The organism is Streptomyces sp. NPDC055400, assembly GCF_053644375.1.
Genome location: NZ_JBSHLM010000005.1, coordinates 301,339 through 320,158, shown reverse-complemented (window position 1 = coordinate 320,158; position 18,820 = coordinate 301,339). Strand labels below are relative to the sequence as shown.

Annotated in this window: 17 protein-coding genes; 6 read left to right on the top strand and 11 right to left on the bottom strand. The window is 71.7% G+C overall.

Annotated elements, in window-relative coordinates:
- The first annotated feature begins 15 nt into the window (after positions 1-15).
- Both ACWIGU_RS15600 and ACWIGU_RS15595 read left to right on the top strand, forming a co-directional pair.
- Positions 16-141 carry a hypothetical protein gene (locus ACWIGU_RS15600; RefSeq protein WP_454401118.1) on the top strand — a complete coding sequence of 42 codons (126 nt, stop codon included), beginning with the start codon at positions 16-18 and terminating at the stop codon, positions 139-141.
- A 501-nt stretch (positions 142-642) separates the two neighbouring features.
- The gene (locus ACWIGU_RS15595; RefSeq protein ID WP_454401116.1) at positions 643-1,029 is read left to right on the top strand and encodes a PPOX class F420-dependent oxidoreductase; all 387 of its coding nucleotides are present in this window, start codon (positions 643-645) and stop codon (positions 1,027-1,029) included.
- Positions 1,030-1,038: 9 nt separating this feature from the next.
- On the opposite strand, the gene ACWIGU_RS15590 is transcribed toward ACWIGU_RS15595, so the two are convergent.
- Together ACWIGU_RS15590 and ACWIGU_RS15585 are read right to left on the bottom strand one after the other, a co-directional pair.
- On the bottom strand, positions 1,039-2,085 hold the full coding sequence (locus ACWIGU_RS15590) for a tetratricopeptide repeat protein (protein ID WP_454401114.1): 1,047 nt from the start codon (positions 2,083-2,085) through the stop codon (positions 1,039-1,041).
- A 242-nt stretch (positions 2,086-2,327) separates the two neighbouring features.
- On the bottom strand, positions 2,328-3,806 hold the full coding sequence (locus tag ACWIGU_RS15585; protein WP_454401112.1) for an esterase: 1,479 nt from the start codon (positions 3,804-3,806) through the stop codon (positions 2,328-2,330).
- 417 nt (positions 3,807-4,223) lie between these two features.
- On the opposite strand from ACWIGU_RS15585, the gene ACWIGU_RS15580 reads away from it, so the two are divergent.
- Positions 4,224-6,359 (top strand): NEW3 domain-containing protein, encoded by a 2,136-nt coding sequence (locus ACWIGU_RS15580; RefSeq protein ID WP_454401110.1) that lies wholly within the window; start codon positions 4,224-4,226, stop codon positions 6,357-6,359.
- Positions 6,360-6,433: 74 nt separating this feature from the next.
- Positions 6,434-6,961, top strand: coding sequence for a GNAT family N-acetyltransferase (locus tag ACWIGU_RS15575; protein WP_454401108.1), 528 nt, complete (start codon positions 6,434-6,436; stop codon positions 6,959-6,961).
- A gap of 54 nt (positions 6,962-7,015) precedes the next feature.
- Here the strand turns inward: ACWIGU_RS15575 and ACWIGU_RS15570 are convergent, their stop codons facing one another.
- The 4 genes from ACWIGU_RS15570 to ACWIGU_RS15555 all read right to left on the bottom strand — a co-directional run bounded on the left by ACWIGU_RS15570 (position 7,016) and on the right by ACWIGU_RS15555 (position 10,457).
- Positions 7,016-7,693 (bottom strand): AIM24 family protein, encoded by a 678-nt coding sequence (locus ACWIGU_RS15570; RefSeq protein ID WP_454401106.1) that lies wholly within the window; start codon positions 7,691-7,693, stop codon positions 7,016-7,018.
- Between the two features lie 99 nt (positions 7,694-7,792).
- The gene (locus tag ACWIGU_RS15565) at positions 7,793-8,377 is read right to left on the bottom strand and encodes a hydrolase (protein ID WP_454401104.1); all 585 of its coding nucleotides are present in this window, start codon (positions 8,375-8,377) and stop codon (positions 7,793-7,795) included.
- Positions 8,378-8,429: 52 nt separating this feature from the next.
- Positions 8,430-8,894 (bottom strand): MarR family winged helix-turn-helix transcriptional regulator, encoded by a 465-nt coding sequence (locus ACWIGU_RS15560; protein WP_454401102.1) that lies wholly within the window; start codon positions 8,892-8,894, stop codon positions 8,430-8,432.
- 120 nt (positions 8,895-9,014) lie between these two features.
- Complete coding sequence (locus ACWIGU_RS15555; RefSeq protein WP_454401100.1) at positions 9,015-10,457, bottom strand: S1 family peptidase; 1,443 nt, start codon at positions 10,455-10,457, stop codon at positions 9,015-9,017.
- 260 nt (positions 10,458-10,717) lie between these two features.
- Here ACWIGU_RS15555 and ACWIGU_RS15550 point away from each other — a divergent pair, with 260 nt between their 5' ends.
- On the top strand, positions 10,718-11,215 hold the full coding sequence (locus ACWIGU_RS15550; protein WP_116505392.1) for a peptidylprolyl isomerase: 498 nt from the start codon (positions 10,718-10,720) through the stop codon (positions 11,213-11,215).
- A gap of 131 nt (positions 11,216-11,346) precedes the next feature.
- On the opposite strand, the gene ACWIGU_RS15545 is transcribed toward ACWIGU_RS15550, so the two are convergent.
- The 5 genes from ACWIGU_RS15545 to ACWIGU_RS15525 all read right to left on the bottom strand — a co-directional run bounded on the left by ACWIGU_RS15545 (position 11,347) and on the right by ACWIGU_RS15525 (position 17,614).
- Positions 11,347-13,521, bottom strand: a complete 2,175-nt coding sequence (locus tag ACWIGU_RS15545; RefSeq protein WP_454401595.1) for an FUSC family protein — start codon at positions 13,519-13,521, stop codon at positions 11,347-11,349.
- A 281-nt stretch (positions 13,522-13,802) separates the two neighbouring features.
- Positions 13,803-14,366, bottom strand: a complete 564-nt coding sequence (locus ACWIGU_RS15540; protein ID WP_454401097.1) for a GNAT family N-acetyltransferase — start codon at positions 14,364-14,366, stop codon at positions 13,803-13,805.
- A 157-nt stretch (positions 14,367-14,523) separates the two neighbouring features.
- The gene (gene pstS / locus ACWIGU_RS15535; protein WP_454401095.1) at positions 14,524-15,612 is read right to left on the bottom strand and encodes a phosphate ABC transporter substrate-binding protein PstS; all 1,089 of its coding nucleotides are present in this window, start codon (positions 15,610-15,612) and stop codon (positions 14,524-14,526) included.
- Positions 15,613-15,848: 236 nt separating this feature from the next.
- Positions 15,849-16,637 carry a class II aldolase/adducin family protein gene (locus ACWIGU_RS15530; protein ID WP_383003723.1) on the bottom strand — a complete coding sequence of 263 codons (789 nt, stop codon included), beginning with the start codon at positions 16,635-16,637 and terminating at the stop codon, positions 15,849-15,851.
- Positions 16,634-17,614 carry a C-terminal binding protein gene (locus ACWIGU_RS15525; RefSeq protein ID WP_454401093.1) on the bottom strand — a complete coding sequence of 327 codons (981 nt, stop codon included), beginning with the start codon at positions 17,612-17,614 and terminating at the stop codon, positions 16,634-16,636. Before ACWIGU_RS15525 ends, ACWIGU_RS15530 begins: the two co-directional genes overlap by 4 nt.
- A 224-nt stretch (positions 17,615-17,838) precedes the next feature.
- Here ACWIGU_RS15525 and ACWIGU_RS15520 point away from each other — a divergent pair, with 224 nt between their 5' ends.
- Entirely contained in the window at positions 17,839-18,750 is a 912-nt protein-coding gene (locus tag ACWIGU_RS15520) for an Lrp/AsnC family transcriptional regulator (protein WP_454401091.1), read from the top strand.
- The last annotated feature ends 70 nt before the right edge of the window (positions 18,751-18,820 follow it).

Genomic DNA, 18,820 nt, shown 5'->3' with positions numbered 1-18,820 from the left:
GACGCCGACGAAGCCATGCCGGACGGCCCGACGGCGGCGCAGCTCTGCGCCCTGTCCGGCGGCCCGCTGTCGGTCACGGCCGTCTCGCTGTGGGAGCTGCGGAGGACGCGAACCCGCCACGGAGTCGTCCTGCGTGGCTGATCTCGGCCGCATCGCCCTGGTCCGGCGGGGAGTTGATGCCATGTGACCCCGTCGTACAGACAGCAGAGCCCTGCCGATTCCGCCAGTTTGCGCCCCGGTGAGTATCGGCCGGAGGTGGAGCGCAGACCCCGGGCCTGGCGTGAGTACGGGACGCTGCTGATGGCGCTGGTGGGGCTCACCCTGTCGCTCAGCACCTTCTTGGCGACGGCGCTTCGCTGACTCCCGCTCCGGCCCCGCGCCGGTGCGGCCCGCGCGACTCCAGAAGCGCCGAAGGCGTCGGCGCTTCTGGAGTCTCCTGGCCCTGCGCACCCCGATCTGGATGCCATGAGGAGGCGCGCGGCGTGATCATCGTCGCGGGCCGGGCCGGGCTCGCACGCGCGGATCACCGGCATGCAGAGAAAGCTTTCACCTTCTTCACAATGTGTTGCAACGTCTACACCCGGAGTGGCGGACATGACAGGGTCCCGACAGCCGCCCGCCGGGGAGCCGTAGACTCGAGACATGGACACCACGCGACTTGCGCGGCTCGGCGCCGGGAAGTACTTGCTGGTCACCAGCTTCCGGAAGAACGGGAGTCCGGTGGCCACCCCCGTCTGGGTGGTCAGGGACGGGTCCGCGCTGGGCGCCTGGACCCCCGCCGACTCGTGGAAGGTCAAGCGGATCCGTAATCGCGCGGACGTCCTGGTGGGGCCGTGCGACGCGCGCGGCAACCCGACCGGCGATCAGTCGCCCGCCACGGCGGAGATCTGCTCCCCCGAGGTGACGGCCCGCTATCGCAAGCTGATCGGGAGCAAGTACGGCCTGCTCGGCAAGGTGACGCTGTTCGGCAGCCGCCTGCGCCGCGGCCTCGACGGCACCGTGGGCATCCGCATCACGCTCGACGAGTGACCGAGGCGGTCAGGCCGCTTCACGGTGCCCGGGCCGAAGGGCACCTGGAGCCGTCTCCGCGCGGAACGCGACCACCGCCTCCCGCGCGTGCCGGAGCCCGATCCGCGTGAAGTCGGCCTCGAGAACATCGAGTTCGGCGAGCGTGTCACGCCGGTCGCGGCCCAGCCGGGAGCGCGACTTGACCAGCCCCAGCCGGCACAGCGCGACACCGCGCGGCTCGTGCAGACGGCGGAACTCGGCGAGCGTCGATGCGTAGGCGTCCCGGGCTGCCTCATAACGCCCGTCCCGGTAAAGGACGTTGGCGCGCATCTTGTGGTTGTACGCGAGCGCGCTCGCCAGATCCATCGAGCGGCAGATGCTCTCGGCCTCCGAGAGCAGGGACAACGCCCGGTCGGCTTCGCCCCGGAAGGACAGCACATCGGCCACGCCGCGCAGCGACCACGCGCGGCCCCGCGCGTCGTCCGCCTCGGTGGCCACCCGGACCGACTCCTCGAAGAGCTCCAGGGCCTTGGCGTGGTCGCCGGTGTTGCGGTGCATCTGCGCGATGCCGGACATCGCCCAGACCATGTGCCGCGGTTCGCCGTGGGCGCGGCCCTGTTCGAGCAGCTCCTCGTGGAGGGCGGCGACCGCCGCGTAGTCGCCCTGGATGCGTCCCGTCTCGGCCAGGCCCGCCAGCGCGTAACCGTGGGCGAGCCGGTCGTCGCCGTGGGCGGCCAGGGTGACGGCGTGTCCGAGCAGACGCCGGGCCAGGCGCAAGGAGCCGCACTGGCGGGCGAGTGTGCCGCCGCTCCACAGCGCCCAGGCCATCGCCCCCGTGTGCCCGGCGGTCCGCGCACTGCGATAGCTGCCGCGCCACGCGTCGCCCGCCTCGCGGACGCGGCCGAGCCGCCGGTTCGCCTCGGCGAGCGCCAGTGCGGCGCGTGCCCGTTCCAGGGGGCCGGCCGCCGTGTCGAGGGACCGGCCCGCCGCCGCGCGCACATCCTCGTAGGAGGTGTTCACCCCGAGGGCCGTGCGCAACTCGCCCTGATACTCAGGGGCGAATGCCTTGCCGTACATGTAGCCGTGTCCCTTCGCCGGTCCCGTCGTGCCGCTGCGTTCTGATCAAGAACGTACGAGCGGCGAGGGTCCCGGCGGATCCGTCCACGTATGTGTTGTGCCGTACGACTTGAGTGCTAGCCGGCGTCGGCCAGTCATCACATGGACGTACGGGAAGTACGGAAGGCCGCCCGTCTCCGAAGGGGTGGGGAGGCGGGCGGCCTGGCCTGGACCTTCCTTGCTGGTCCTACGCGTTGACCGCCTTACTCGTCGATCGCCGCGCCGAACATGGCGTCCGCGGACGGCGCTCCGAGGGAGCCCGCACCGTAGGTCCATGAGCCGGAGGCCGTGATGCCGCCGGAGCCCGCCGAGAACACCCAGACGACACCGTCGTTCGTGTTCTCGCCCGGCGCCGCGGTGAGCAGGCCGAAGCGGCCGTCGCCGTTCGGGTCGGTGAGGCGGACCTGGCCGCCCCACTTGTCGCCCTTCTCGGGCGCGCCCGGCACGTTCGCCGAGTTCTGGTCCCAGGACTGCGCTCCGGTCGCGGTCAGGCCCGTCGACGTCCCGCGCAGCACCCACACGGCGCCCGCGTCGGCGACCGTGCCGATGTCCTCGCCGGCCGCGCCGATCGCCACGTCGGCGTACCCGTCCCCGTTCGTGTCCGCGACGGACAGGTCCGTGCCCCAGCCGTCGCCGCGCTCGGCGGTGCCGGGCACGCCCGCGGAGTCCTGCGTCCACCACTGCGCGTCGGACGACGGCCCGTCGGGCCCGCCGAGGCGCACGCCCACCGTGCCGCCGGTCATCGAAGCGCCGCCGTCGTCGGGGGAGTTGGGCTCGCCGGTCACGAGGTCGTCGTATCCGTCGCGGTTGATGTCGCCCGAGGCCGCCACGGGTCCGCCGCGCAGATCGCGCTCGTAGGTGAGGCCGTCGGCGTGCCCGGACAGGTACGACGACCAGCCGTGTCCCGGCTCGGAGCCCGCCGTCACGCCCGAGACGACGAGGTCCGCGAAGCCGTTGTTGTCGTAGTCGCCTGTGGTCAGCGACATGGGCACGATGTCGCGCTCGTCGGCGAGTTTGGACAGGCGGCTCGTGGAGCGGCGCTCCAGCGGCGCCTTCGACGCGGGCTGGGGCGCGGAGTCGTAGGCGAAGAGCTCCAGGTCGTCGCGGTCGAGTACGGCGAGGACGTCGCCCGGCGTGTCGTTCGTGAAGTGCGCCGCCGTGACGCCCGTGCCGAACTTCTCGCCGGCGGTGGGTTCCTGGGTCTCCAGCCAGTCGCTTGCGGCGCCGGTGAGGCCGGCCTTGGAGCCCCACAGGACGGCCACTCCGCCCGCGTCCGCGGTCGTGCCGATGTCCTCGCCGGGGATGCCGACGACCGCGTCGTCGTAGCCGTCCCCGTCCAGGTCGCCCGTGGCCACGGCCTTCCCGAACGCGTCACCGGTCTCGGCGGCGCCGGCCACACCGGAGGTGGACTGGCTGAAGCGGGCGACGTTGGTGGTCCCGATGCCTCTCGACGACCCGTACTGCACGGTGACGAGGCCGGCGCCCTTCTTCCCGCTGACGGTCGCGCCGGGCGCGCCGACGAGGACGTCCTCGTAACCGTCGCCGTTGAAATCGCTGTTGCGGTCGTTGGCGTGCGTGCCTCCGGGAGTGCCGGCGTAGGCGGAGGGGGCGGTCGCGATGGCCGCACCGGACAGAAGGAGGAATGACGCCGCGGCCAGGGCGGCGGAACGGTTCTTGCGCACGAGCGGCTCCTGATGAGAAGGACGGCCGGGCAGCGCGGGGGGTGTCCGGAAAGGGCCCGTTCCTTGTCCGGCGCCCTGTTTGACAGTGCATGAGGAGGAAGGGTTGTACGGGAATTTGCCTGCGGTTCACCGACGTTCCGGGGGATCAACTGGCAAGCGGCGGGGGTGAATTGGTACAGACGGCACCGAACCGCCCCATCAGTTGATTGTTTGTGCAAGAAATCTCCGTACATCTTGCAGGAACGAGCTTCCCTCGGCACGGTGTCCCCGTCGCGTCATCCCCGGCGCGCTCGTAGACGCTCGTAGACGGGAGATCCCTTGTCCGGGAGAGCTCACAGAGAGCACAGATCCGCACGGCGCCGCACCTCCCCGCACCCCTCGCCCCGCGGCCGGGTCCGCACCCTTCGCGCCCTGTCCGTGGCCGCCACCGCCACGGCACTCGCGCTCGGCGGCCTCGCGGGACCGTCCGCCGCACCGGCCGCCGCGGCCACCACCCCGTACCCCAACCTCGCCCCGACCCCGCCCATGGGCTGGAACAACTGGTCCTACTACGGCTGCGACATCAGCGAGGAAACCGTCCTCGCCAACGCCCGCGCACTCGTCTCCTCCGGCCTGGCCGCCAAGGGCTACGACACCGTCACCACCGACGACTGCTGGATGACGCACACCCGCGCCGCCGACGGAAACCTCGTCCCGGACCCCACGCGCTTCCCGCACGGCATGGCCTACGTCGGCGAGCAACTGCATGCGATGGGACTGAAGTTCGGCATCTACGAAGACGCCGGCACGGCCACCTGCGGCGGCTACCCCGGCTCGTACGGGCACATGAAGCAGGACGCCGACCTCTTCGCCCAGTGGAAGGTCGACTACCTGAAGCTGGACGGCTGCAATGTGCCCGTTCCCACGGGCCAGAGTGCGGACGACGTCTACCACAAGCTCTACGCCGACATGAGCCAGGCGCTCCTCGACACCGGCCGGCCCATCGTCTACTCCGTCTCCGCGCCCGCCTACTTCGAGGGCGAGAAGGACTGGCACCACGTCATCTCCTGGTCCGCCGAGGTCGGCAACCTGTGGCGGGAGGGCGCCGACGTCGCCATGGAGTCGTCGTCCGCGCGCGGCAAGTGGGCCTCCATCAAGTACAACTACGCCTACAACGTGCCGCTGGCCGACCTGCAGAGCCCGGGCCGGTGGAACGACCCGGACTTCCTGCTCGCCGGGCAGTCCCGGCTCACCGGCGACGAGATCCGCAGCCAGATGTCGCTGTGGTCCGTGATGGCCGCCCCGCTCATCTCCAGTACCGACCTGACGACGGCCTCGCCCGAGGCACTCGCCGTGCTCGGCAACAAGGACGTCATCGCCGTCGACCAGGACGCCAAGGGCCTCCAGGGCCGCATCGTCCAGCAGGGCGACGGTTACGACGTCCTGTCCAAGCCGCTCGCGAACGGCGACCGGGCCGTGGCCCTGTTCAACTCGTCCGACGAGGCGCGGACCATCACGACGACGGCCACCGAGGCCGGGCTGCCCGCCGGATCCTCGTACCTTCTCAAGGACCTCTGGTCGAAGCGGACCACCCAGACCACGGGGACGATTGCCGCGAACGTGCCCGCCCACGCGACCGTGCTCTACCGCGTCCACGCCGGCACCGCCCACCGCGCGCAGCCCGCGACCGCGATCACCTGGACGCGGACCGGCGGCGAAGGCGCCACCTCCACCTGGAAGGTCGCGCTCGCGGACCACGGCCCGACCGGACTCACCGACGCGCAACTGCGTATCAGCGCCCCGGAAGGCTGGCGCCTCAGCACGTCCAAGGTGTCGCTGGGCACGGTCAGGCCCGGCGGCTCGGCCACCGCGACCGTCACAGCGAAGGGCCCCGACGCCGAGCCCGGCACCACCGTCACGACCCTGACCTCGACGGCCCGCTATCGAGCGGGTGGCGCCGGCGAGGGCTCCGTGACCGGACGCGCCTCGATCGTCACCGAAGTGCCGTACCCGAGCCTGGACGCCGCCTTCAACAACGTCGGCGTGACCAACGAAGGGGCGCCGCCCGCCGAGGGCAACTACACGACCGGCAACTTCGACGGCGGCGGCGACAGCTACTCCGCGCAGGCCCTCGCCGCCGCCGGGGTCACCCCCGGCGCCAAAGTCAGCAAGGACGGCGTGACCTGGACGTTCCCGGCTGCCGAGCCGGGCACCCCGAACAACGTCGAACTCGCCGGCCAGTCGATCACCCTCGCCGGCAGCGGCTCCAAGCTCTGGTTCCTCGGCGCGGAGGCCGGCTTCACCTCGGGCCAGGTCAAGGTCACCTACACCGACGGCACCACGAGCACGGGCAGCCTCGGCTTCCCCAACTGGTGCTGCACGGCGGGCACGGAGTACGGCGCGACGACGGTCGCCACGTCCGACCACCGCAACACCCCGACGGGTCCCGCCAACTTCGGCACCGGCTACAAGCTGTTCGGCAACTCGGTCCCGCTCACCGCGGGCAAGACGATCCGCACGGTCACCCTGCCCGACGCGGACGCGATCCACGTGTTCGCGATCACGGTTCAGTAGAGCCCGGGTGGGCCGGTGCGCCGGATGCCGTGGTCGCGGTGTCCGGCGCACCGGCGGGGACGTACGGTGACGCGATGGACAGACTCCGCGTATCCGTGACGGCGACGGTCATCGCGACCGGAAGGCTCGAACTTCTGCCGCTCCAGGCAGAGTTCGCCGACGAGATGGCCGCGGTGCTCGGCGACCCAGCTCTGCATACGTTCATCGGCGGCGCACCGCTGACACCGCCGGAGCTGCGTGAACGCTACGGGCGCCTCATCGCGGGCTCCCCGGATCCGGCCGACTCGTGGTGCAACTGGGTGCTCCGGGTCAGGGAGGAAGGGCGTCTGGCCGGGACGGTCCAGGCCACGGTCGGCCCCGGCGAGGACGGGCCCGAAGCCGAGATCGCCTGGGTCGTCGGCGTGCCGTGGCAGGGCCGGGGCCTCGCCACGGAGGCGGCGCGCGGACTGGTCGGCTGGCTCGGGCAGCGGCCCGTACACGCCGTCGTCGCGCACATCCGCCCGGACCACGCCGCGTCGGCAGCCGTCGCCAAGGCCTGCGGACTGGCGCCCACGGACCGGATGCACGACGGCGAGATCCGGTGGCAGCGCACCCTGGGGTGACGGCTCACCGGATCTCGGGGCCGCCACCTCGGAGTGCGCGGGGACCGTGCGGCGTCAGTGCTGCTGGGCCTTCTGCGGAGTCGCCTCGCTGGGACGCACGATGACGTACCCCTCACCCTCCAGCTTCAGCTGGACGGCCTCGCCCGAACCGCCGCGGATCATCGACCCGATGGACTGCGACCGGTGCAGCGAGGTGTGCAGATGGGCGGTCCAGCCCACGACCGCGTCCGTGTCGACGAACACCGGCTGTTGCGACGAGACCGGGATGACCAGCGGGTTGCCCTCGCAGACGAGCCCCAGCCGGCCCTGCCCGGTGAAGACGCTGTTGAACAGCCCTCCGCCGGATATGCCCGCGCCCTTCACGGTCTTGATCTCGTACGACAGCGTGGAGTCGAAGCACAGGACGTTGCGCCCGTTGACCGTCAGGGCCTCGCCCGCTTCGACGTCGACGATGAAACAGTTCTGCGCCTCGTGCGCGAACCAGGCCTCGCCCTGTCCGCGCACCGTCATCAGGGGCAGGCCCTCGCCCGTGACCGCGCGCTTGAGCATGCCGCCCATGCCCTGGCCCTTGCGCTCGAACTGCAGGTTCCCGCGGTAGGCGATCATCGCGCCCTGGCGGGCCATCATGTCGCCGTCGACGGCATAGCGGATCGACTTGGCGTTCTGTGCGGTCATTCCCGGTGCGGAGGCGGGCTGTACGACGTGCTCGCTGGAAAAGAGATCACCCTTCATGCGGGCATCCTGTCGCGGACGGACCGGTTCCGCCAAGGTCGGGCGGCGCAACGGCCGGAACCCGACCAGCGCGGGGCGGCCGCCGGCTCAACTCGCTTGTCAGGCACGGGTCTTTGCCAGGAGTTCGGCGATCTCCTCGGTCGTGCCGGTCTCGCCGAGACGCGGGAAGATCCGCTCGATGCTGTTGTGGTGCGCCTCGACGTCCAGGTCCGTCATCGCGTCGGTGGCCAGGGTGACGTGGTAGCCGTGTTCGTGGGCGGCGCGGGCCGTGGACTCGACGCCGATGCTGGTGGCGACGCCGGTCAGCACGACCTGCGTGATGCCGCGGCGGCGCAGCTGGAGGTCCAGGTCCGTGCCGTAGAAGGCGCCCCAGTTGCGCTTGGTGACCGTGATGTCCTCGGGGTGGCCGGACAGTTCGTCGACGATGAGGTCCCAGCCCTCGGGCCGGGCGCCGGTGCGGCCCTGAGTCTCGTTGCGCCCCGGCACGGCGTCCGCACCGTCGGGGGAGGCGCTGACGCGCACGAGGACGACCGGCAGGCCGTGCGCGCGGAAGGTATCGGCCAACTCGACCGAGCGGGCCACGACTTCAGGGCCGCTGTACGGAGTCGTGGGTGCGCCGACAATGCCGTTCTGAAGGTCGACGACAACGAGAGCGGTGCGCTCGTCGAGGGTGGTGAGAGCCATGGGGGGCCTTTCGGGGTGGATCGATTGCTTTTTTGTGGGGAGAGTGCTCCGGTCAGGCTTCTGTGAGCCGTTCCAGGAGGGTCAGAGCGGTGACGATGGTCCGGCGCTCCTCTTCCGAGTAGCTGTCCTGGAAGGTGCGGGCCAGCCATTCCCCGCGGGCCTGCCGGGTGCCCTCCGCGCTCTCGCGGCCGGCGTCGGTGAGGGTGACCAGCTGGCGGCGGCCGTCCTCGGGGTCGGGCCGGCGCTCGATCAGCCCGCGCTGGTCGAGCGCGGCGAGCGTGGCGGCCATCGACTGCGGCCGGACGCCCTCGGAGGCGGCGAGGCCGCTGGCCGTGGCGGCCTCCGCCTTGCTGAGCCGGTTGAGCGCGGAGACCTGGGACGGGGTGAGGTCCTGGCTGTCGGACACCTCGCGGAGGCGGCGCCGAAGGCGGCTGAACATCACGCGCAGTTCCCGTGCGGCACGGTCCGCGGATTCTGAGATGCCCTCGGCGTGGTCGATGCCCTCGGCGTTGTTCATGCGTCCACGCTAGAACCTTCAGCCCAGGCTGTCCAGTCTGGGCTGAAGACCTGGCGTGTGGGGGTCCGCGGTACGGCTCCTGCGCTCTGGAGGAAGATGACGACCGAATCGCCGAATCACCTAAGACCAGGCCCCGCGCCCCCGCCGTGACAGACGTGACGCACGCATGGAGCGCGCCGCCACCAGGGCGATCAGGCTTCCGCCGACGACCAGCAGGCCCGGGCCGACACTGCGGGTGTTCACGACCCTGGAGATCGCGGCGACCGGGCCGGTGTCCGTGCTGGTTCCCGTGCCGGAGGCGGTGCCGTCCCCGGTCGCGGCGGCCCCGCCGATGTGCGTACCAGGACCCGTACCCGTGCCCACTCCCGTGCCCGTCCCGCGCCCGCCCGGAGCGCCCGCCTCGGAGCCTGCGGGAGGCGCGGACGGTGCTGAGCCGTCGCCGCCGGACCGCGCCTGCCCGGAACCGGCCCCCGCCTGCGGCCCGTCGTCCCCGGACGCGCCGGCCAGGCGTACGTCGAGGGCCGTCATCGCCGCGCCGACGGGCTGGAAGAACGTCGTGCCCCCGGCATCGCAGTCCCCGTTGCCGCCCGACGTCAGGCCCAGGGCGAGCCCGTCGGCGAACAGGGGGCCGCCGCTGTCGCCGGGTTCGGCGCACACCGTGGTCTGGATGAGTCCTGTGACCGTGCCCTCCGGGTAGTTCACCGTCGCGTTCAACGCGGTGACCCGGCCGGAGTGCAACCCCGTGGTGCTGCCGCTGCGGAAGACTCGCTGGCCCACCACGGGATCGGCCGCCCCGGTGATGCGGACGCCACGGCCTCCGCCGATGGCGACGACGTCACTTTCCGCGCGAGGCACCCCCTCGTCGTACCGCACGAGGGAGAAGTCGTTCCCGGGGAACGTGCCGCTCACGGTGGTGCCCAGTGCCGTGGCGTCGCCGGGTCGTGCGAACCATGTCGTGCCGACCGGGCCGCAGTGCCCCGCGGTGAGCAGGAACGCGTCGCTGCCGTCGGTCACGTCGAAGCCCGCCGAGCAGCGCCCGCCGCTCGCGAAGACCGGCGAGGCGCCGTCGACGCGGGTGGTGAACGTGCCGCGGGTCCGCTCCATGCGGACGGACGCGCCGATGGACCTGGCGACGTCGGCCAGCCGCGACCAGTCGGCGGCGGAGACGGTCGAATCGGCCCGCACCACGACCTCGTTCGAGCCGTAGTCCATCGCCCACGCCGTACCGGCCACGCGGGGCGCCGCCCGCAGTGTCGCGGCGGCCGAGCGCAGGTCGCGCATGCTGTGGCGCACGACCTCGGCCCGCGCCCCGGCCCGCCGCACGTCCGCCGCGGCGCCCGCGTCGGTCACCGCGACCACCGTCCGCCCGTCCGCGCCGAGCCAGCTGCCCGCCGTACGGGCGGTGCCGAGCTGCGCCACCAGCCGTTCGCCCACCGGGACGGGCGGAGCGGAGGTGCCGGGTTCGCTCGCTATCGCGTGCGTCACCAGCAGGCTGCCGCAGAGCAGGCCGCCCACGGCAGCAAGGCGTGTGATCCGCCGGGCGGTGCGTCGCGCATGCCTCATCCAGACTCCCCAACGTGCGAAACGGCGTACGGGCAACAGGTCAACGACCTTGAGGGGAACGGGCGTTGGGCGGGCCGACCGGCCCCGTCCCCTCGCTTCACGTACGTACGGGCGGGGCGCCTCGTTCAGCGGGGAGCTGCCCGGTCGCCGGGCCGTCGCCGATGCGGGAGCGGGCCGAACGAGTGGACGCGCGGCACGAGCGACCTGCGAAAGCCCGGCCCGAGGAGCGCACGGGCCATGGGGAGTGCAAGGATGTCGCCATGGCAATCAAGGCATATTTCGACATCACCATCGACGACAAGCCCGCCGGGCGCATCAGCTTCAACCTCTTCGACGACGTCGTCCCGAAGACGGTGGAGAACTTCCGCGCCCTGGCCACGGGCGAGAAGGGCTACGGCTACGCGGGGTCGTCGTTCCACCGCATCATCCCGCAGTTCATGCTCCAGGGCGGCGACTTCACCGCCGGTAACGGCACGGGCGGCAAGAGCATCTACGGCGAGAAGTTCGCCGACGAGAACTTCCAGCTCAAGCACACCAAGCCGGGCCTGCTCTCCATGGCCAACGCGGGCCCGAACACGAACGGCTCGCAGTTCTTCATCACCACGATCGTGACCGACTGGCTCGACGGCAAGCACGTCGTGTTCGGTGAGGTCGCCGACGAGTCCAGCATGGAGCTCGTCAAGAAGATCGAGGCCCTCGGCTCCCGCAGCGGCGCGCCCTCGGCGAAGGTCACCATCTCCGAGTCCGGCGTCCTCTAGCCTCCGGAACGACGCCTGACCGCCGGCCACTCGACGGCCGGCGGACGGGACGGGCACAGTCGACGGGCCGGGGCAGCCGATCAGGCCGCCCCGGCCCGCTCCGTGCCCGACTTCTCACCACGCCACAGCGCTCAGCGCCGGCGCCCCGCGACCGGCACATCGAGCGGCCGGGCGAGACCCACGACCCCCTCGTCGAGACGCTGGAGATGCCGCAGCACGCGGAAGGTGACCGTGCCCGAGCGCAGCGCCCCCGTGCCGTCCGCCTCCAGCATCGAGGCGATGCTCGCGCCCGCCTCGACCTCCCCGCCGGTCTCCTCGTCCCGCACATGCGCGTCGATCACGTCGATGTTGTGCGCGATACGCACCCCGGCCCGCTCGAGCCGCGGATCCGCCGCGACGGTCTTGCTGTACGGCACGAGCTCGGCCGTCGCCGCCAGAGAACGCGCGTGATAGGCGCAGGTCTCCAGGAGTGCCACCAGATAGCGGGCTGTCTGCCTCCGCACCCGTAGCGGCGTGATCGGGTGCGTCAGCGGCTTCGTGGAGGCGCGCAGATCGTCGAGGGCCGTGTCCAGGTCCCGCGCCTTGTCGAGGAGATCGACCGCCGGCCCGCCGCTGAGCTGCTCCACCGCGGCCGACACGACGTCACCGAGCCTGACCAGGACCGTACTGAGGAGTTCGTCGGTACGACGGTCCGTGTGCACCGGCAGCACGAGCACCGCGGCGATGATGCCGCACGCGGCGCCGAGCGCCGTCTCCTCGATCCGCAGGACGAGCACGTCCAGGCTGTACGTGTTGAGGAGTGTGTAGAGCAGGCCCAGCATCGCGGTGACGAAGAACGACATCAGGGCGTACGACAGCGGCGCCGTGAAGAACATCGCGAAGATGAAGACCAGGACGAGGGCGAACGCCGTCCAGGTGTGGTTGCCGACCACGCCCGCGAGCGCGACACCGGCGACCACGCCGAACACCGTGCCGAGGAGCCGGCGGTAGCCCTTGACCAGGATCTCGCCCGTGGACGCGGTGTTGAGGAAGACCACCCAGCACGTCAGGACCGCCCAGTACCAGCGCTGACTGGAGAGGAACTCGCCGCCGACGATGGCCAGGGACGAGCCCACCGCGACCTGGAACGCGGCCCGCGTGGTGGGCCGCTGGAGCCCGGTGCGGTCGTCCTTGTCGTCCTCGTCCTGCTCGGAGCTGGTGATCGCGAGGTCCTCGGCGTCGAGTTCCTCGCGGGAGCGCGTCGTCGCCGGGGAGTCGTCGGACTCGTCCTGCGGCCCGTCGAGGGCGACCCGCAGGCCCATGACGGCGCGCGCCGCCTCACCGATCCCGCGGAAGACGTCCTGCACGGCGGCGGAGCCGCGCGGCAGATTGTCCTCGTCCCGGTAGGCGAGCAGCCGGTTGCGTACGTGCGCGAGCGCCGTCCCGCGGTTGCCCGTCACCGGGCGGGCGACGAGCAGGTGCAGAGCGCCCAGGTCGCGGCGCAGGGTCGCGGTCGCGTCGTCGTCGGCGTACAGGCGCTTCGACGGCTCCGGCACGGGCGCGTGCGGCAGATGCAGGGTGAGGGTGTCGGCACGCTCGGCGCTGCGGGCGTTGAGCAGCAGGACGCCGAGCCGTTCGGCCGCGATCTCGGCGTCGGCGACCCTGCGTTGTACGAGGGCGGCCGTGGCCGAGTCCCGGGTGCCCTCCTCCAGGCGGCCCTGGATCATCAGCGCCGTCTCGTGCAGCCGTGCGGTGCCCCGCCGCAGGTCGTCGAGGACCTTCTCCAGCTGGTCCGGTTCGGCGTCGAGCAGTTCCGCCTGCGTGTCCACCAGTTGCGCGAGCCGCGCCCTGAACGCGTCACGCAGCCGGCCGAGCACGCGCTCCGGTGTCTCCGGTACGACGGCGAAGCGCACGACCGCGCTGCACGCGAAGGCGACGGCGAGCGTCGCGTACAGGTGTGGCAGCGACGACACCGTCGCGCTCACGAACAGGGAGACGAAGTAGATCTGAAAGCCGATCAGGCCCAGCGCGGTGCCGCGGTCCCCGAAGCGGCGGCTGTAGACGGCGCCGAAGATCAGGGCGATGAAGAAGAGGTCACCGGCGACGACCTGGTTGTGCAACAGCGCGGCCAGCGACACCGCCGCAAGCGCCACGGGCAGGCCGAGGGCGAGGGTGACGGCCTGGCCGCGTACGTCCTTCTCCCTGATCGCGAACGTGGCCACCATCGCGGCCATGGCGCCGGCGACCATGTGCGTCACATCGGTGTGGAACGCCGCGAGAACGGCCAGGGTGAGCGCGATCGCGCCGACCGTCCGCAGTCCCGCCATCAGCCGCAGCAGCCCCGGATCGGACGCCACGAACCGGTCCCACGTGCCCCCGATCCCCGTCACGCGTGTCACTGCCCTCACTCTGCCGCACCCTCCTGATCCAGCCATGATCCGCGGACGCCTCAGCATCCCATGCGCGTCAACAGCGCTCCGAGGCCGGTCGCAGGAGGTGGGAGGCGGTACGGGACCTCGGCGGCAGCGGTCTTCAGCGGTCCTGCGATGTCCGCAGGCTGTCATCATGGGGAGAGGCTAGGGACCGCGCGTGGGGGAGGGGCGGGCGCTTACCTCAGGGGCCTGCGCACCCACAGCTGCTTGTCGTGCGCTCCGGGTGCGTCGGCGGGGTCCGATGTGCCGAGATTCAGCCAGCCCCAGGAGCGCAGCAGCGTGGAGCCCGGCGCCTCGGGGCCTGCGGGGTCCGGCAGGTCCACCGCGGCGACGATCAGATCGGTGTCGTGGCGCGTGAGGAGCCGTACCTGCAGGTCCGTCGCGACGCCGTGGCGCCGATGGGCGGGCAGCACCATCAGTTCGGCGAGGACGAAGGCCCGGCCGGACGCGGTGAGTTCCTCGAACTCGGTCGGCAGGTCACCCCGGAAGCCCGCCCACCAGTCACCGGTGCGGTCGGCCCGGAACCCGTACACGCAGCCGACGAGGCCGCCCGAGTCGGCCACCACCATGTCGAAGTCGGGACGCCGGCCGTGATTCTCGAAACGGGTCAGGAACCCCTGCCGGTCGCGGTACTCGGCCCCCGCGGCCCCGTGGTACGCCGAGACGTACACGTCAGCGACGGCGTCCCGCTGCTGCTCCGCCTGCCACCGAGACAGCCGCCGCAAGTACACCTGAGCCATACGAGCCTCCCGTCGGGCCGCGGGACATGCCCGGGCTCAGCATGGTGACACTCACGGGCGGCGAGGGGAACGGGGCGTCACGCACTGCCGCGTGAACTCCCGGAGACCTCAGGGTACTTGGGGCCGAGTGCGCTTGGACGGCGCGGTCCTGCGGCCGTCAGGACAGGGACTGCACCGTCTCCCGCACCTGCGTCGCGACCGTGTCCGGAAGCGGCGCGTAGTGGATCCGGGTCAGCGCCTGCTGGCCCTCGTCGCTCGCGGTGTAGGTCAGGAAGGACTTGAGCGCGGGGAGCGTGGCGGCCCGGTTGCCCTTGTCGCACACGATCTCGTACGTGACCAGGACGATCGGGTACGCCCCCGCGGCCGAGTGACCGTAGCGGAACTTCAGCGACATGTCCTTGCCCTCGCCGGCGACACGGGCCGCGGCGATTCCTGCGGACGCGGACTCCGGCGACGGGGCGACGGGCTCCGACGTGCCCGTGTCGATGCTGACGGTCGGTACCTGGCTGCTCGCCGCGAAGGACAGCTCGAAGTAGCCGATCGACCCGTACGAGGAGTTGACCTGCGAGACGACACCGCTGGAGCCGTTCGCCGAGCCGCCGCCCTTGCCCTGCCACGACTTCTCCGCCGAGTAGGGCCAGGCGGCCGGGGCGGCTCCCGCGAGGTAGGCCTGCAGGTTCTGCGTCGTGCCCGAGTCGTCCGAGCGGTGCACCGGGCGGATGCGGGTCGAGGGCAGTTCCGCGCCGGGGTTCAGCGCGCGGATCTCCGGGGCGTCCCAGGTGGTGATCCGGGTGTCGAAGATCTTGGCGAGGGTCGCGGCGTCGAGGACCAGGTTGTCGACGCCGGGCAGGTTGTAGCCGACCGCGATGGGGCCGCCCGCCATGGGCAGGTTGATGGCCCGGCCCCCGGTGCACGTCTGCTTCGACAGCTCGACCTCCTCGGGCTTCAGCGCGCTGTCCGAGCCGCCGAACGCGGTCGCCCCGCGCAGGAACTGGGCGGCACCGGCGCCCGAACCGAGCGGGTTGTACGCGATCTGAACGCCGGGGCAGGCGCGCTGGTACTGGTCGATCCAGTACTTCATCACGTTCTGCTGGGCGGTCGAACCCGAGCCGGGAACCTGGCTCTTGCCCGCGCAGTCGATGTCGGCCACGGGGGAGGCGCCGGCCGAGGACGCCTGGCCGTCGGAGTCACCCGGGCCGCCCGCGCCGCACCCCGCGAGCAGGAGCACGGCCGCGAGGGAAGCCACGCCGGCCGGAGCGCTCCGCTTGATCACACGTCTGGCACGGGCGCTCTGCACTGTCGTTCCCCCTGGTGAAACCGCGATCGGAAGGACAAATGCTTACCGATCATGGCGGTCGTGGGGTGACGTGAGGGTGAACTCCAGGCGAAGCACCACCGTACGAAGGGCGAGCGGGGCCCGACGGGGGCCCGCTCGCCCACCTTGCACTTACGCAGCCGCTCGGTTCAGCGCCCGGTTCCTGCTCAGTCCTTGTAGTCGGGCGCGATCCGGTCGAGCAGGCGCAGCATCGCCGCCCACGCCAGCTCGTACGCGTCCTCGTCCTGGAAGTCCGAGTCGGCCTCCGCCTCGCCCGCGAGCTGCCGGGCGGTGTACTCGCACACCTCCGGCGACGGCACGGTCAGCGGGACGCCGCCGGCCTGTGCGGTGACCTGTATCTCGCAGGCCTTCTCCAGGTAGTACATGCGCAGGAACGCCTGGGCCGCGCTCCCGCCGACGGTGAGCAGGCCGTGGTTGCGCAGGATCAGCGCGGGGTGGCCGCCGATGTCGTCGACGAGGCGCTTCTGCTCGTCCAGGTTGAGGGCCACGCCCTCGTAGTCGTGGTAACCGACCCGGTTGTGGAACTCCATCGACATCTGGTTCAGCGGCAGCAGCCCGCCCTGCTGCGCGGCGACGGCGCAGCCCGCCTTGGTGTGCGTGTGCAGGACGCAGTGGGCGTCCTCGCGGGCGGCGTGGATGGCGCTGTGGATGACGAACCCGGCCGGGTTGACCGGATAGGGGGTCGGCTCGACCGGATTCCCGGACAGGTCGATCTTGACCAGGTTGGAGGCGGTGATCTCCTCGAAGAGCAGCCCGTACGGGTTGATCAGGAAGTGGTGGTCCGGGCCCGGCAGGCGCAGCGAGATGTGCGTGAAGATCAGGTCGGTCATGCGGAAGTGGGCCACGAGCCGGTAGACGGCGGCGAGTTCGCGGCGCAGCCGCAGCTCCGTCTGCGCGGCGTCCTGGTCGGCGGCGGGGGTCAGCAGGTCGGTCACGAGACGGCTCCTTCGAGAGTCGGGTCGACCACGGGGGTGAGCGGGCGGCCGGTGCGGTGCCAGGCGATGACGTTCTCGGCGGGCGCGCACACGTACGCGCGCTGCGAGGCGTCGGACAGGAACGCGCTGTGCGGGGAGAGCTGGATGCGCGGGTGGGTGCGCAACGGGTCGTCGGCGGGCGGGGGTTCGACCGGGAACACGTCGAGCGCGGCCCCGGCGAGGTGCCCGCTGTCCAGCGCGCGCAGGAGCGCGTCGGGGTCGACGAGTTCACCGCGTGAGACGTTCACGAGGAACGAGCCCGGCCGCATCCGGGCGAGCAGGGCCTCGTCCGCGAGACCGTGGGTCTGCGGGGTGAGGGGGGTGTGCAGGGACAGCACGTCGGCGCGGCTCACCAGCTCGTCGAGGCCGAGTCGTTCGACCTCGGGCGGCCAGCCGGCCGGGTCGGCGTGCGGGTCGAAGGCGGCCACGCGGCCGAAGACGGGCGCCGCCATCCGCGCCACAGCGCGCGCGATACGGCCGAACCCGACGAGGCCCAGCGTCAACTCGCTGGCCCGGCGCGGCAGTTCACCGAACTCCGTGTTCCAGCCGCCGCTGCGCACCGTGGCGTCGGCGTGCGGCAGGTGGCGTACGAGGGAGAGGGTGGCGGCGAGTGCGTGCACGGCGACGTCCTCGGTGGCCGCGTGCGGCAGGTTGCTCACCCACAGGCCGCGACGGCGGGCCTCGGCGGTGTCCACCATGTCGTAGCCGGCGGACATCGTGGCCAGCATGCGCACCGTCGGCAGCCGGTCCAGGAGGGTCGCGTCCACGGGGGCGTAGCCGACGATCAGTGCCTCGGCGTCGTGCGCGGCAGCCGCGATCCTGGCGGGGTCGCGGCTCCCGACCACGCGGACCTCGAAGCCCGCGTCGCGCAGCAGGCGCGCGCCCGGCTCGACATCCAGCTCCTCGGGGTCGGTGAAGACCACCACCGGCTGACCCATCACATTCTCCCCACGCTTGGAGCGACGAACTCTGAGCGACGAATGATTCGTCGGTCGCTTCGGTGTTGAAGTTACGTTTCGTCTTCCATAATTGTCCAGTCCGCATGAGACGGGCGTCTGTGAGGGGCGTCACGGGTGTCCGGCGCCCGTGCCCCCGTGGTCGACAATGGGCGCCGACCCCGGGTGCGGCCGTACCCGGGCAGCCGAGCTGAGGGGAAGCCCCGGTGGACCTGGACCACATCGACCTCGCCGTCGTCCGCGAGCTGCAGGCGGACGGCCGTCTGACGTACGAGACGCTGGCGCAGCGGGTCGGCCTCTCCCGGCCCGCCACCCGGGCCCGCGTCCAGCGGCTGCTCGAGGGCGGCGGTGTGCGTGTGGTGGCCGTCGTGCACCCCGCCGTCCGGGGTCTGACCGCGTCGGCGCATCTGTCGATCGGCGTCCGCGGACCGGCCGGGCCGGTGGCGCGCGCCATCGCCGCCATGCCCGAGGCGCCGTTCGTCACTCTGACCGCCGGGGGCTACGCGGTCATGGCCGAGCTGCGCACGAAGGGGATCGCCGATCTGGACCGGGCGGTCGAACGCGTCCGCTGCCTGCCCGGCGTCGACGTCGTGGACCCGCTCATCTCCACCCGCCACCTCAAGGACCCGTATCTGCTCGCGGGGGAGCCGGCCGTCACGGAACTCGACGAGACCGACCAGCTCGTCCTGCGCGAGCTGGAGGCCGACGGCCGCCTCCCGTTCGCCGAGCTCGCCGAGCGGGTCGGCCTCTCGGCCGGGGCGGCCCGCGCGCGCACGCTCCGGCTCCTCGACGGCGGCGTCGCGAAGGTCCTCGCGCTGGTGCGCCCGGAACTCCTCGGCCTCGGTCTCCTCTGCGGCTTCGCCGTGCGCGTCGAGGCGGAGCGGGACGAGGTCGCGGCCCGCCTCGCCGACCGCGACCAGGTCTCCTTCCTGTCCTCCTGTATGGGCCGTGCGGACCTGGTCGGCACGATCACGGTGGAATCCCTCGCGGCGATCCGGACGGCCATCGAGGACATGCGGGCCGTGAAGGGCGTGCGCACGGTGGAGAGCTGGGTGCATCTGGAACTCATCAAGGAGCGCTACGAGGATCCGGCCGCCGGTGAGGGGCAGGCAGGATGATACGTAGGTGATTGCTCGCTTGAACTTCCGAAAAATTTCTCAGCAGTACATCTAGTCAAGTCAACGTCGG

What these genes read in the sequence shown, in the direction of transcription:
- ACWIGU_RS15550 (WP_116505392.1), top strand. Translation starts at nt 10,718, where the DNA reads ATGGCAATCAAGGCATATTTCGACATCACCATCGACGACAAGCCCGCC.
- ACWIGU_RS15575 (WP_454401108.1), top strand. Translation starts at nt 6,434, where the DNA reads ATGGACAGACTCCGCGTATCCGTGACGGCGACGGTCATCGCGACCGGA.
- ACWIGU_RS15560 (WP_454401102.1), bottom strand. Translation starts at nt 8,894, where the DNA reads ATGAACAACGCCGAGGGCATCGACCACGCCGAGGGCATCTCAGAATCC.
- ACWIGU_RS15540 (WP_454401097.1), bottom strand. Translation starts at nt 14,366, where the DNA reads ATGGCTCAGGTGTACTTGCGGCGGCTGTCTCGGTGGCAGGCGGAGCAG.
- ACWIGU_RS15565 (WP_454401104.1), bottom strand. Translation starts at nt 8,377, where the DNA reads ATGGCTCTCACCACCCTCGACGAGCGCACCGCTCTCGTTGTCGTCGAC.
- ACWIGU_RS15545 (WP_454401595.1), bottom strand. Translation starts at nt 13,521, where the DNA reads ATGGCGGGACTGCGGACGGTCGGCGCGATCGCGCTCACCCTGGCCGTT.
- ACWIGU_RS15590 (WP_454401114.1), bottom strand. Translation starts at nt 2,085, where the DNA reads ATGTACGGCAAGGCATTCGCCCCTGAGTATCAGGGCGAGTTGCGCACG.
- ACWIGU_RS15555 (WP_454401100.1), bottom strand. Translation starts at nt 10,457, where the DNA reads ATGAGGCATGCGCGACGCACCGCCCGGCGGATCACACGCCTTGCTGCC.
- ACWIGU_RS15525 (WP_454401093.1), bottom strand. Translation starts at nt 17,614, where the DNA reads ATGGGTCAGCCGGTGGTGGTCTTCACCGACCCCGAGGAGCTGGATGTC.
- ACWIGU_RS15595 (WP_454401116.1), top strand. Translation starts at nt 643, where the DNA reads ATGGACACCACGCGACTTGCGCGGCTCGGCGCCGGGAAGTACTTGCTG.
- ACWIGU_RS15570 (WP_454401106.1), bottom strand. Translation starts at nt 7,693, where the DNA reads ATGAAGGGTGATCTCTTTTCCAGCGAGCACGTCGTACAGCCCGCCTCC.
- ACWIGU_RS15600 (WP_454401118.1), top strand. Translation starts at nt 16, where the DNA reads ATGCCGGACGGCCCGACGGCGGCGCAGCTCTGCGCCCTGTCCGGCGGC.